The following is a 13,124-nucleotide window of genomic DNA, read 5'->3' as shown; positions in this document are numbered from 1 at the left end:
GCCGGTGACCCCGCGCTGGTAGGCGCCCGGCGCCACGCCCATGTGCCGCTTGAAGTGGCGGGTCAGGTGTGGCTGGTCGGCGAAGCGACGCGGGCCGCGACCTCGGCCGGCGGGATGCCCTCGTGGAGCAGTCGCCGGGCGCGGTGCACCCGCACCTGGTTGACATAGGCGTGCGGCGGCAGCCCGTAGGCGGCGCGGAAGGCTCGGAGCAGCGGGAAGGGGGCGGTCTCCACAGCGGCGGCCAGCTCCTCCAGCCGGGGCGGATCGAGCAGGTTCTCCCGCAGCAGCTCGCGGGCCGCGATGACGGGTCCGGCCGGCTCGGGCGCACGCGGAGGGGCCGGCGGCCGGGAGCGGGTGTGCTCGCTCAGGAGCCGGTGCAGCGCCTCGCGGGTGAGGGTGGAGGCGCTCAGCCGGTCACCGTGTTCGGTCGCCTGGTGCGCCGTACGCAGCAGGCGGGCGGTAGCGGGGTCGTCCAGCACCGAGCCGGTGAACCCGGGAAGGGCCGGCAGTCCGAGGTCCCGCGCGGCTTCGGCGACCACCCGCACTTCCGGGTACAGCACCCGGTAGCGCCACCCTTCGGGGAGGGCGGCGTGTCCGGTGTGCACCTCCTGCGGCTCGACGAGTGCGATTCCGCCTGGGCCCACCCTGTGCGTGGCGCCCCGGTAGGTGTACTCCTCGATGCCGGACTCGATCACGGCGATCGTGTAGGTCTCGTGGGTGTGCCGGCCGAAGGCGTGCCGCACGTAGAAGGCCTTGAGCAGTTCGACCCCCGGAAGTCCGGGGTGCCGCCAGAAGCGCGCCCGCTCGCCGCGCGACTCGGTCATGCTCCAAGCGTAGGGAACCGGCCGGCGAGGGCGGGCCCCGGTACCCGCTATCGTCGTGGCCATGCTGACCATCGTCCCCGCGGAGAGTACGCAGGAGCGCGCCGCTGTCTTCGTCATCCGGGGAGCCGTGTTCGTCGCCGAACAGCAGGTCCCGATCGAGGAGGAGTGGGACGCCCGCGACCACGGCGCCGATTACCTGCTGGCCAGGCTCGACGAGGTGGCAGTGGGCACGGTGCGGCTGGTCGCCGACGGTGCCAGGGGATCCTGGGACGGCTCGCGGTGCTGCCGCGGGCGCGCGGTACCGGAACAGGGGCCGCTCTGGTCCGCGCGGCCGAGGAGCGGGCCCGCGAGCGGGGGCTCGCAGCGATCGAGCTGCACGCTCAGACGCACGCCCTGGGGTTCTACCGCAAGCTCGGATACACCGCCTATGGCGCGGAGTTCCTGGATGCGGGTATCTCCCACCGGCACATGCGCAAAGAGCTGCGCTGACCCGGCGGCCGGGTGCGCCGGCGCCGTCTTCGGCCCGGCGGTGGTGAAGATCACGGAATACCGCCGAGCCGGAACGGGTTGGACGCTACCGGTGCGTCCCCCGCCAGGGGTGGGCTGTACCCCATTCTTACTACCGAGTAATATTCGGTTCGGCGCGATCCCCTTCGCCGCCCCATGCCGCCGAGAGAACGACGAGAGTGTGATGACGGTCGACGCGCAGCCGGTAGCGGAACTTCCCGACCCCCGGAACTTCGGGCTTGCGGTGGTCGCCGAGGATGAACTGCCCGAAGAACTGCGCACCCTGGTGGCCCGGGTGCACGAACTCATCGACGCCGTCGCGCACACCGAGGCCGATCCGGCGGAGCTCGCGCGCGCGAGCGCCACTGTGCACGAACTCACCGAGCGCCTCAACGTCAGGCGCCGCGAGGTCGGCGCGATGCTCCGGCAGCCCCGGCCCGACGGCCGCACCCACTACGAGACCATCACCAACATCGTCTCCGGAGCCGGTAACCCGGCCGCTCCGCCGCTGGAGCTGGAGCCCGCCGATGACGGCGTGCGCGCCGACGTCACGCTGAACGCGACCTACCAGGGCCCGCCCGGCTTCGTGCACGGCGGCTGGATCGCGGCCATGCTGGACCAGGCTCTGGGCAGCGCCTCGGCCGCCGCGGGCATGCCCGGTCTGACGGCCAACCTGGACGTCAACTACCGCAAACCGACCCCGCTCAACACCCCTCTGGAAATCGCCGCCCGCGTGTCCAGCATGGAGCGCCGCAAGGTCTTCGTCTCCGCAGAGATCCGGCACAACGGCGAGATCACCGCGGAGGGCACCGCCATCATGGTGCAGCTCATGCTTCCCGGCTGATCACGTCCGCGGCCGGCGCGGCCGACCCTCTGGGACCGTGCCGGGGAGAACGGCCGCCGGGCACACCGAGGACTCACAGATGCAGCCGGCATCCGTCCTCGAGCAGCTCGTCGGCGTCGGTGTCGTCGAACCACAGACCGTCCTCGCCGAGGTAGCGGAAGTGCAGCGTGCTGTTCGCGGGCGCGCTGACCACGACACTGCGCCGGCCGTTCGTGCGCGCCCTGAGCGGATGGATGTGCGGATCCCAGTCGTTGAACGAGCCGACCAGCGAAACCTGGCCCGGCGGTTCCTGGGCGGGAAGCATGAACGTGACCTTGACCCGTCCGTCCTCGCTCGGTTTTCCGCGCTTGATCATGTTTCGGTCCTCCTTGGGATGAGTGTTCCTGGTCGGCGTGGGCGGGGCGAGCACCGTGCGGCGGCCGCGCCGGGCCGGGGCGTGACACTTGCCAAGTGTTGCCGAACACGATCGAGAAATCACGTAAGGTAGTGGTTTCGGTGTGTGTGCCGCTCAATGGGACGATCAGCCGGTCCGGCCGGCCGCGCGGACGGCGGAGTGCGCGTCGGTAGCCTGGGGGTGAGGCGCGCCCGCCTCCCGCGTCCCCGAACTCGCAGGAGTGAACATCCAGACCGCCATGCGTCTGCTGATCCTCTCCGACACCCACATCCCGCGGCGCGCCCGCGATCTTCCCGCCGAGGTGTGGGAGCAGGTGGAGCGGGTCGACACTGTGATCCACGCCGGTGACTGGTGCGACCTGGCGTCGCTGGAGAGACTCCGGGCGCGGGCGGCGTCGCTCATCGGCGTGTACGGCAACAACGACGGCCCGGAACTGCGGGCCCGGCTTCCCGAGGTCGCCCGTGTGATCCTCAGCGGGGTGCGTGTGGCGGTCGTACACGAGACCGGGCAGGCCAAGGGGCGCGAGAAGCGCTGCGCCGAGCGTTTCGGCGACAGCGATGTCCTGGTCTTCGGGCATTCCCACATCCCGTGGGACAGCACCGCCCCCACGGGGCTGCGCCTGCTCAACCCCGGCTCACCCACCGACCGCCGCCGCCAGCCGCAGCACACCTACATGACGGCCACCGTAGGGGACGCGACGCTGCGGGAGGTGCGCCTGCACCGCCTCTCAGCGGCCTCCTGATCCCGGTCCCGTCCGGGAGTTCCCGGGGACCGCCTCCGGTGCGGCCGCCCGTATCCGGGCGGCCCTTCCGGGGCGGGGACGCCAATCATCGTCCCTGGAATTCGAAAGCGCGTATATTGCATACGGCCGGGGTGCCGGGCCGCGAGGAATCCGACACGCACTCATCGGCGCCTGATGCCCCGAGCGGAGCCTTTCCCCCAGCTCAAGGTGACTTTCATGCTGCCTTCTGCGGAAGCCTTCGCGATGAAGACCTCCGCCTCGGCGTTGACGCTCACCCCCAATTCGACCATGATCTCGTCGGGTTCGGACGCGAGCTCGGACAATTCGCGGGCTACCAGGTCAGAGAGGTCACGGATCTTGCCGAGTATCGCTTCGAATTTCTCATCCGCCACGCGGAAAACGTCGCGACCTCCCACCTCGCGCATAACGGGTGAGCTGCCGGCGGTCTCGACGAGGACCGAAGTGCCCTGGTCGTTTTGGAATCGGACGATTTCTGCCATCTTCTCTATCTTTCGCCATCACAGTGTGAGCCGGATGGAAGCCATCATCCGCTGCTTAATGGGCGCGACGTAAGACAGATGTCCGGGATCGGCCCACATGGTTCGGGGTAATAGGGGGATATAAATATAGACGGAGTATGCCGAGATATTTTCCATGGGAAGAACCGTGTGCCTCCGCGCCCGTGCCGGGACGCCGATCCGCGACCGAGAGACCTGTATGAGCACTGAATCAGCGGGGCTCAGCGAGGAGTCGAGAGGAGGGGAGGGCGGCTGCGAGCTCACCGCCGCGGGACCGCCCGCCCGCTGCTCCCCGGCGTGGCACAAGTCCGGGTACAGCGCCCAGGACCGGGAGTGTGTGGAGGTGGCCCGGTCTTCCAACGGCTGGGTGCTGCTCCGCGACTCCCGGCATCCCAGAGACAGGGTGATCGAGGTGAGCGCGCAAGCCTGGAGCATCTTCCTCCGAGCCCTGCGCCGCGGCGAGCTGGACTGAGCGGGGCGCCCCGCCTCGGAAGGCCCGCCCCGCCGTGCTGAGCGCCGCCGGCCCTACATGCCGCTCATGAACAGGTCGCAGTTCGCCCGCACGTCCTGCTCCGCCGAGTGCGTCGACGGATGGTCCGGACCAAACACCGCCCGGTAGCGCATGACGACGTCGTCCCGTTCCTCGTCCAGCGGCTCCCGCTCCACGGCCCTGCGGTCCAGCAGCGTGTTGCGCAGCACCGCCAGCGTCAATGGATGGTTCTCCCCGAAGTTCCGCCGGGCGCGTTCGTGGGTCTGGATGTCCATCTCAAGGGCGGCGGCGGCATCCCCGGAGGCGATCAGGTCGCTGGCCAGGTTGACGGCGTTGGCGACCGTGTTGGGGTGGTCCGAGCCGAGCCGGTCGGTATGCACCACCATGGACTCCTCGTCGACGCTGCGCGCCTGTTCCACGTGGCCGAGGAGCCGGAGCGTCACAGCGTGGTTGACCGACGCGTCGGCGTAGAGCGGGTGGTCGGAGCCGTAGAGGTTCCGGTAGCGCTCACGGGCCTCGCGGGAGAGGTCCAGGGCGGCCTCGTGCTCGCCCGCGGCGCGCAGCGACACGGCGTGGCTGGCCGCCGCCCGGACCGTCTGGTGGTTGTCGGGGCCCAGCCGTTCGCGGAACAGCCGATACGCCTCCTCCGATAGCTCCAGGGCCTCCCGGAGCCGCCCCGTGCGCCGCTTCACCGCCGACAGTGCCAGCATGGTGATCAGTCGGCTGGGGGAGTGCGGGGGAGAGAGCCGGTCGTCGTCCTCGTGCTGCTCCTCCAGGGCGCTCATCGACTCCCAGTAGCGCCCGGACTCCATCAGCCCGAGGGCGTGGCCGTACTTGCTGCCCTGGGTGAGGCCGTGCTCCGGGCCGAGGATTCCGATCCGCCGCTCGTAGTTGTACCAGTCGATCTCCATCGCCTCGGTGAAGCGGCCGATGAGCCGCAGGCCGACGGAGTGCACGTGCGCGGCGTTCAGGGTGAGGATGTCGTCGCGGCCCAAGACCCGCTGGTAGCGCTCGTACACCTCCGTGCTCACCGCGACCGCGTCCTGGAACCGGCCGATGTTGCGCAGGTCCCAGGCGAGGTTCATGTGGGCTTCGAGGGTCTCCTCGTCGTCGGAGCCGTTGATCCGGGTGAGCGTGTCGACGAGCTGCGTGCTGCGGTCGAAGGCTTCGCGGAACGAGCCGAGGTTGCGCAAGATCTGCGTGTACTGCATCTGGGCGCGCAGCGTCTGCGGGTGCTCGGGCCCCATCCGCTCCTTCCACGCGGAGATGGCGCGCACCCCCAGCGACTCGCCTTCGGAGTAGCCACCCCACAGCGCCAGGAAGTGCATCTCGCTGATGACGAGCTGGCGGGCCCACTCGTTGTGGCAGTCCCATTGCTCGTTCGCCCATACGTGCGGGAGCAGCTCGACGTAGCGTGGCCAGTCGCGGGTGGCGAACGGGTCGCCCGGGTCGAGGTTGGCCAGCAGCATATGGGCGCAGTGCCGGAGTTCCCTGCGCTCCTCGCTGCTCAACGGCAGCTTCAGGGTCTCCTGGACCAGCCGGTGCAGCTGGAAGGTCTCGTTGCGGTGGTCCATCTTGACCAGCGCGTAGCGGTCGATCGTACGCAGCGCCCGGCTCAGCTTGATGGCGGGATCGGCGAGGATCTCGGCGAGCTCGGGCGGGGCCTCGATGCTGCGTGCCCCGTTGAAAAGCCTCCGCGGGATCGGCTGCGGGGCCAGGAAAGCGCAGACCTGCAGCAGCCGCAGTGCCCCGCGGTTGGTCTGGTGCAGCCGGTCCAGCGTCATGTCCATCGTCGCCGCCACCGACCAGGGGTAGTCGGGGCTGGGAGAGACGTTGGACAGCAGCTCGTGCGCCTTCTCGTCGAACAGCGCCAGCCACTCCGAGGGCGGCATCAGCGTCTCGTACAGCCACACGGCCGTCTGTTCCACGGCCAGCGGCAGATCGCCCAGCTTGTCGGCGATGTGGTCGGCCTCCGACTCGGTGAGTGACTCGGGGCCGCGTTTGAGCAGCAGTTCCGTGCTCTCCTCGCGGTCGAACGTGTCGATCTGCAGCAGGCTCTCGCTCGTGGTGCGCCACTGGCTGGATCGCGACGTGACCAGCACCTGGCCCGGCCCGGCCGGAGGGATGAAGGGGCGGACGGTGGCCGGGTCGCCGGCGTTGTCGTAGATCAGCAGCCACTCGTCATAGGGGTCCCCGGCGCGCAGCGTCTCCAGTACGGCGCGGACGGTGGACGCCGGGTCGCCCCCGCTGTCCAGGCCCAGCTTCGGGGCGAGTTCGATCAGCGCCTGCTGGATCTGGGCCGGGGTGTCGGCCGGGACCCACCACACCAGGTCGTAGTCGCTCCGGTGCCGCCAGGCGAACTCCACGGCCAGCTGGGTCTTTCCGACACCTCCCATACCCTGCAGGGTCTGCGGGGCGGTCTGCGGCAGCAGCGCCGTGGATCCCTGCTGCAGATGCTCGTGCAGTGCCCGCAGCTGCGCCTCCCTGCCCACGAAGCTCACATTGCGCGGCGGCACCTGTCCCCAAACGGCAGGGCGCACGCGCGGCCCGCGCGGCGCCGTCCGGGTGGGCTCGCGCCGATGAGGGGCAGGGGCAGGCGCGTCCCCGCCGTCGAAAGCGGTGACGGGCGGCTCTTCGGCGATCGTCCGCCGGGAGGAGCCGGTCGCTGGGGAGTCGGCAGGAGCCATAGTGCTGTCCTTCGGGTTTTCGGAACTGGCGCGGGCCGTGCTGCCGGGGTCGTCCTCAGCCCCGGGCGCCGGAGTCGGGAAGGCCGTGCCGGGCTGCGGCCGGGAAGGCTCCTCGGAGGGGACCTCCCACTGCGCGGCCACGGCGCGGACCTGACCGGGAATCGCGAGCAGGGCGGCGTGGATGGCGCGCGCGAACGGAGCGGTGGCGTCGTCCACCTCGGGCAGGGGGAGGTCCGGAGCCTCCCCGAGCAGCAGCCGTTCCACGTCGCCGAACCACGGGATCGAATCGCGGTAGCGATCGGCGACCGTCTCCAGCAGGTCCTTGGTCTCCTGCCGGCGGCCGCCCACGGCCAGCAGTTGCTCGCGCACCCCCGGGTGGAAGTCGAACGAGACCCGGTCCTCGCGGGTGGGCGCGAGGGCGTCCTCGCGGCGTCTGACCAGTCCAGAGCACAGCACCTCGGTAAGGTCCGAAGGTCGTGACCGCGGGACGAAGCGCTCCTGGACCATCCGGATGGTCGACATGTTGAGGGGGATCGCGGCCAGGCACACGGCCAGGCGAAACGCGGTGGGGGAGGTCCCGGCCCGGAACCTCGCCACGCGGTCCCCGGCCGCCGGGGACACCCGGGTGTCATGGCCGCCCCCGGCGAAGGGCTCGGGGAGGTCCCAGGGGAGCTCGTTTCCTTCGGTGGGAAACCCTTGCCTCCACTCGGCGAGCAGCGCGGTGGTCGGGTATTCGGGCCGGTGCTGCCGCCGTGAGACGAAGCGAGCCCAGCGTCCGAGTTCGTGCGCCTCCATCGGAATGAGCGGGACCGCCACGGCGTTCTGCGGCGGGATCCCTCCGGGGTCGGCCAGGCCGAGGGTGTGCGGGCGCACCCGGTACCTGGTGTTGGGGGTGAGCGCTTCACCGGGCGGCTCGGGAACGCTCAGCGCGACCCGGCGCGGCCGCGTCCCGGTGCGCGGCCACAGCGAACGGTCGAGCACCTGGCCGACCCCGACAACAGCGCTGCGTCCCCACAGGGCGAGCCACGATTCCACCGCCCCGGTGTGCCAGCCGTCCCCCACACCATCGGTGAGCACCAGCAGGATCTCCCGGCCGTTTCCCTCGCACAGCTGGTGCGGGTCCGGAGCCGGCTTGCCGGCGGCCCGCAGGGCGATGTCGTCGGCGTGGGTCTTGTCGGAGTCGAAGTAACAGGTGCGGATGCGCCGGAACACCCCCAGCGGTGCCAGGAGCTCGGTGAACTCCTTCACGAGAGGCTGCTGTAGCAGCATCGACAGGCTGTCGTCGATCAGCAGGATCAGGTCGTCGGCGCGTTCCCGGTGCGCGGTGAACTCCGGCAGTACCGGGGTGCGCCGGGCGCGCTCCGTGCGGGGGGCGGCCAGGGCGCGCTGGGCGAAACTCTCCGCGGTGGCGTCCTCGTTGAGCCGCCGTTCCCCGGAATCGCGGTACCGGCGGAACCAGCGCGCCGCCCGGATCAGGGCCTGGCGGCCGTGCAGGGTCGGCGCCCCGTTCGGTGAAAGCGGTATCGCGGGGCCGTGGTCGGCGGTGGAGGCGAACGTATCAGCGGCCTGGCCCCATGGATCGGAGGGAGGCCGGGACAGGGGGGGCGCCCTCGGGAGGCCCGGCCGGCTCCGGTCCGGGCTTGGGGGCGGGATGGGAGCCGGAGGGCAGAGGCGCGGCCTCGTGGGCGGTGGTCCCATGAGGACGGGGCGGGGCTCTGGCGATGCGGGGTGTCCGGCCGCCGGCGGAGTCGCGTCGCGGTGCGCGGCGAGCCACAGCGCGTCGCCCACCTCCCACCACGTGGGCTGCTCCTGACCGTGCCCCGCAAATGACCGTTCAGGGGACGGCGATGCCGCCGCCCCCGCGGCCCCTGGCCGGTCGTGACCCCAGTATCCGGTCACTCGTGGCCCGCTTCCGTTAGGCGCTGCCAGACAAGGTCCAGTATCCGGTTCCACGCATTGGGCCCCAAGGATGTGGCATGGGAACGGACATCGGAACTAACGAGATGGACCGAGTTCAGTAGCTGATCTATGGAGAGGCCGTTCACCTCGTCGCAGCGGCGAAGGAATTCCGTGACGAGATCCCGGTCCTGGGAGCGGTCGCGGTCGGTGAAGTGCGCGCAGATCATGTCGGCCAGCTGCTCGGCGGTGGGGCGCTCCAGGCGGATGGGCAGGCAGCGGCGGCGGAAGGCCGGGGGGAAGGGGCGCTCGCCGTTACTGGTGATGACGATGAAGGGGAACTGGCGGCAGCGGACCAGCCCCTCGTGCACGGTGGCGGTCCGGCCGGGATCGTCGGTGGGGACGGTGACCTCGGGCTGGACCGACCGCAAGCGGGTGAGCTCCGGGATCCGGTAGCTCCCGTTCTCCAGGACGTCGAGCAGATCGTCGGCCAGATCGACGTCGCTCTTGTCGAACTCGTCGATGATCAGAACACGGGGGAGCCGGTGGGGGAGCAGTGCGGTCCCCAGCGGTCCCAGGCGCAGATAGTCGCCGATGGGCCGGTCGACGGGTCCGCCCGCCGCCGGTGTGCTCGCCGCGTCCGCGGAGATGTCGTGGATACGGGCGATGGGATCGTACTCGTAGAGGCCCGACCGCAGGTCGCTGCGGCTGGTGATGGACCAGCGCAGCACCCGTCCCAGCTTCAGCTCGCGGGACACCCGGTAGGCAAGGGCGGACTTGCCGACTCCGGGATCGCCGGTGACCAGGAGCGGACGCCGCAGCAGCAGCGCGGTGTTGACCGCCTCGACCACGTGGCTCTCGTGGTCGGTGAGCGGGCGGGTCGCCTTCTCGGTCGCCGAGCCGAGGACGCGCGCCGTCTCGTTGTCGTCGGCGGGCGGGTCGGGCTGGTCCGGCCCACCGTCGAAGCGGCGCCAGGGCGGGGGGTCGGGAAGACGCTCCTGCAACGAGGCGAAGTACGGGCCGGGGCACCCGGTGCCCCGGTAGATCCACCACAAGGGAGTCCGGGAGTCGTCATCGGCGGCGCCGCGCGGGCCAGGAGGCCGTCCAGAGCCGGACGCGGGGGAGGCCGGAGAAGAGGTCATCAGCAGACATTCCTAGTCGTTATCGTCACTCTTCTTGGGCGAGGTAAGAATTCCGACATGGTGGAGATCCCGGATCTGGGGCATATTGTCGAGAATAACGATGACGTCGTAGGGGTCGTACCCTTCCTCGTCCGGTTCTCCGCTTTGTGTGCGCCACTCGCGCAGCAGGCGCGGCAGAGAGGCGATGTCCTCCGGGGAGATAGTATCCCCGTCCTCCCGGGGAATTGTGGACATTCGATCATGGAATCTGCGCGTCTCCTGCTCATCGCCGTTGCGCAGCCAGGCGATGGCGGGCAGGCCGGCCTGCAGTGCCGCGCCCAGCTGCCGGGTCCTGGCGCCGGGGTCCGGGGCGTCTCCGAGGACGCACAGGACGATCCCCGGGCCCGCCAGGCGGTCGTTGAGGGGGGTGCCCGTTCCGGTGTCCGGTCCCGGCGGGATTTGGAGGAGACGTCCCGCGCCATTGGCGATCATCTCCTGCCATCGGTGCAGGATTTTCCGGCGTGCCCTTTCCCAGCCAGGATCGTTGAGGCGTTCCTGTGAGTGCAGCAGGATTTCGTACGACGCCCCGATTCGCTCCCCTTCGCCCGTGATGGGGGCTGATAGCCGCCATTGTGCTATCGGCTGTGTCAGCAGCGGAAATGGGAGTATGAACTCCAGGCGCAGATCCACCGCCTCCTGAAAATCCCGGGAGTGCAGCCGCGCCTCGGTGTCGTCGATCAGCTGCAGGACGGTGTCGCGCAACTCCTGCTCCGATATCCGAGAAGGGGACCCCTTGGAAACTCCCTGCCCGTCCCGGACCCAGTGCGAAACGAGGTAGGCCTGCGGAGCGTCGGGGTCGCCGGGCACGGGATCGGCGGAGATGATGAGCGAGGCGGCCTTCGGCGGAGTGGGCGTCCCGGCCTCCCGGAGCTGTTCCAGTGCCTCTCTCGGGACCTCCGAGGGGTATCGGCTGTCGCTGTAGGCGCGCAGGACCTGCGGGGCGATCACTCCCTTCCGCGCGATCTCCTCGACGAAGACGACCTCGCACGGGAGCCCGTCGGGGCGCGGAGTGAGTTCCCTCAGCTCGGCGAACGCCTCCCAGGCGGAGGTGAAGTTGGCGCCCCTGGTGGCGCGGTGGCGGGTCGCCGCTATGTATGCCTCCAGCGTGCCCTCGAACAGCACATCGCTCAGCACCCGGCGCACCTCGTCCAGTTCGGGGTCGCCGAGATGCTCGCTGAGCGGCTCGACCATCTCGACCGGTTCCATCAGGCCGATGCGGCCGTGGCGTTCGGAGAGCCGTCCGCCGCTGTCGGGGGTGTCCTGCAGCGCGCTGGTGAGGATGCCGATCACGGAGCCGTCCCGGGTGTCCAGAACTCCGCATCCGCTGAAGCCCGGCTCGAAGCGGGCGGGGTGGCGGACGTCGATGTCGACCTGCGCGCGCTGGGGCAGGTCCCCGCCGGGGGCGATCACCCAGGCGGTGACCGAAAGTCCCTCCGCGTTGCTCCTCGGGTACCCCCGGACGCGTACCGGGTACGGCTGGTGCGACGCCGTGATCTCCGCTGTGCGCGCGCTGAGCCGCGCCGCCGCGCACATGGGGCCCTCATCCAGCCGCAGCAGGGTGGTGTCGCGTTCGATGTTCCAGGACGCGTCGATGACCCGGGCGCACCTGCGCCGGTACTGGGCGTGGTGCGGGACGTCCACGTACACCGGTTGCTCCGGCTCCGGGGGACGGGAGCCGGAGACTCGCCGAAGAGCGGCGTTGACGACGTGAACGCAGGTCAGGACCCGGTTCCCGGGGACGAGGACGCCGCCCCCGGCAACAGTGCCGTCGGGCGCCGTGATCCGGACCTGCCATGTGGGAGGGAGAGCGAGCGAAGGAGATGCCACCGTGGCGCGGCCTCTTTCTTCGATTGTGCGGGGATGGAACGGTCAGCTCTGAGGGGTGGGATTCGGTTGGCTCTTTATCTTCCCGTCGATGCGATGAATACTCTCAGTAGGTGTATAGTTACATACCCTTTGCAGGTCGGGCGGGCATAATGGACCGCGGCCCCCGAACCCGGGGTGCCGTCACCGGCTCAAGCGCTCCAGCCGCCGGACCGCCTTCTCCAGGGAACGGGCGTGCCGGGCCATGCCCCGCCACGGGTCCCCGGCTGGACGGTCCCCGAGATTACGCACCGACCAGGTCCGGGAGGAATCGGTCTCCTCCAGTTCTTCCCAGGTCAACGGGATGGCCACGGGCGCCCCGGGAAGAGGGCGGACGGAATAGGGCGCGACGGCGTGCTGGGCGTAGGCGTTGCGCAGGATGTCCAGGAACAGCCGCCCGCCCCGCTTGTCCTTGCGGACCTGGGTCGTGAGTCGTTCCGGGTGGCGCTCCGCTGCCAGGTCGGCGATGGCGCGGGCGAACTCGCGCACGTCGTCGAAGTCCAACTCCGGGCGGATCGGCACCACGACGTGCAGGCCGCGGGAACCCGTGGTCATGAGGTAGCACGCGAGCCGCAGCTCCGCCAGGACCTCCCGGACATCCCAGGCGGCCCGGCGCACCTCGCGAAGTCGTCGCCGGGCGGATCCAGATCGAAGATCATCCGGTCCGGCCGCCGCAGGTCCCCGACGCGGCTCAGCCACGGGTGCAGAGTGATCACGGCCTGGTCGGCGAGCCAGAGCAGCGTGGCGGTGTCGTCGCAGACCACCATGGTGAGGGAGCCCCCTTGCCGCCGCTCCACGCGGACTCCGCGCACCCAGTCCGGCGCGTGCTCGGGGCGCTGCTTCTGGAAGAAGCCGTCCTTCCCTGAGTCCGGGCCGATACCGTCCGGGAAGCGGTGCAGCGCCAGCGGCCGTTCGCGGATGTGCGGCAGGATCGCCGGGGCGACCCGCCGGTAGTGCTCGATGAGTTCGCGCTTGGTGACACCGCCCTCGTCGAACAGTTCCTTGCCCGCGTTGCGCACCTGCAGGGTGTGCCGCCCGGCTCTCACGGACTCCGTGGCCGTACTCATGCCGCCTCCCTCCCGCCGAAGGCGCGAGGGCTCGGGCGCCCCGGCGGGGTTCGTTCCTGGCCGTCTCCCCTCGGGGAACGACTAACCAGACCAGGGGCGGCTGAACCGGTG

Annotated in this window: 9 protein-coding genes and 2 pseudogenes; 4 read left to right on the top strand and 7 right to left on the bottom strand. The window is 70.3% G+C overall.

The window, feature by feature from the left end:
• Positions 1-62 precede the first annotated feature (62 nt).
• Complete coding sequence (locus VS93_RS21230; RefSeq protein WP_338022776.1) at positions 63-941, bottom strand: AraC family ligand binding domain-containing protein; 879 nt, start codon at positions 939-941, stop codon at positions 63-65.
• Between VS93_RS21230 and VS93_RS21225 the strand changes: the two are divergent.
• Positions 886-1,313 (top strand): annotated as a pseudogene (locus tag VS93_RS21225) (GNAT family N-acetyltransferase). The gene VS93_RS21230 and the pseudogene VS93_RS21225 sit on opposite strands and share 56 nt — an antisense overlap.
• Positions 1,314-1,515: 202 nt before the next feature.
• Positions 1,516-2,175, top strand: a complete 660-nt coding sequence (locus VS93_RS21220; RefSeq protein ID WP_046471652.1) for a PaaI family thioesterase — start codon at positions 1,516-1,518, stop codon at positions 2,173-2,175.
• A 73-nt stretch (positions 2,176-2,248) separates the two neighbouring features.
• Here VS93_RS21220 and VS93_RS21215 read toward each other — a convergent pair whose 3' ends face one another.
• Positions 2,249-2,530 carry an isoamylase early set domain-containing protein gene (locus VS93_RS21215; protein ID WP_046471651.1) on the bottom strand — a complete coding sequence of 94 codons (282 nt, stop codon included), beginning with the start codon at positions 2,528-2,530 and terminating at the stop codon, positions 2,249-2,251.
• Between the two features lie 277 nt (positions 2,531-2,807).
• Between VS93_RS21215 and VS93_RS21210 the strand changes: the two genes are divergently transcribed.
• On the top strand, positions 2,808-3,311 hold the full coding sequence (locus VS93_RS21210; protein ID WP_046471654.1) for a YfcE family phosphodiesterase: 504 nt from the start codon (positions 2,808-2,810) through the stop codon (positions 3,309-3,311).
• A 161-nt stretch (positions 3,312-3,472) separates the two neighbouring features.
• Here VS93_RS21210 and VS93_RS21205 read toward each other — a convergent pair whose 3' ends face one another.
• A complete protein-coding gene (locus tag VS93_RS21205) occupies positions 3,473-3,811 on the bottom strand; it encodes a CU044_2847 family protein (RefSeq protein WP_046471650.1) in 339 nt (112 codons plus the stop codon).
• Positions 3,812-4,028: 217 nt separating this feature from the next.
• On the opposite strand from VS93_RS21205, the gene VS93_RS21200 reads away from it, so the two are divergent.
• Positions 4,029-4,301, top strand: a complete 273-nt coding sequence (locus VS93_RS21200) for a DUF397 domain-containing protein (protein WP_046471649.1) — start codon at positions 4,029-4,031, stop codon at positions 4,299-4,301.
• 53 nt (positions 4,302-4,354) lie between these two features.
• On the opposite strand, the gene fxsT is transcribed toward VS93_RS21200, so the two are convergent.
• The 4 genes and pseudogenes from fxsT to ligD all read right to left on the bottom strand — a co-directional run bounded on the left by fxsT (position 4,355) and on the right by ligD (position 13,013).
• Positions 4,355-8,794: an FxSxx-COOH system tetratricopeptide repeat protein gene (gene fxsT, locus VS93_RS21195; RefSeq protein WP_236700655.1), complete on the bottom strand. Its 4,440-nt coding sequence runs from the start codon at positions 8,792-8,794 to the stop codon at positions 4,355-4,357.
• Between the two features lie 107 nt (positions 8,795-8,901).
• The gene (locus VS93_RS21190) at positions 8,902-10,044 is read right to left on the bottom strand and encodes an AAA family ATPase (RefSeq protein ID WP_082127081.1); all 1,143 of its coding nucleotides are present in this window, start codon (positions 10,042-10,044) and stop codon (positions 8,902-8,904) included.
• 12 nt (positions 10,045-10,056) lie between these two features.
• Complete coding sequence (locus VS93_RS21185; protein WP_162231698.1) at positions 10,057-11,910, bottom strand: VMAP-C domain-containing protein; 1,854 nt, start codon at positions 11,908-11,910, stop codon at positions 10,057-10,059.
• A 180-nt stretch (positions 11,911-12,090) separates the two neighbouring features.
• A pseudogene (gene ligD, locus VS93_RS21180) lies at positions 12,091-13,013 on the bottom strand (non-homologous end-joining DNA ligase).
• Between the last annotated feature and the right edge of the window lie 111 nt (positions 13,014-13,124).

Origin of the sequence: Allosalinactinospora lopnorensis, from assembly GCF_000981225.1 — a bacterium.
GTDB lineage: Bacteria > Actinomycetota > Actinomycetes > Streptosporangiales > Streptosporangiaceae > Allosalinactinospora > Allosalinactinospora lopnorensis.
Note: the sequence above shows the minus strand (reverse complement) of the source record. Positions and strands in the feature narration are given on the sequence as shown.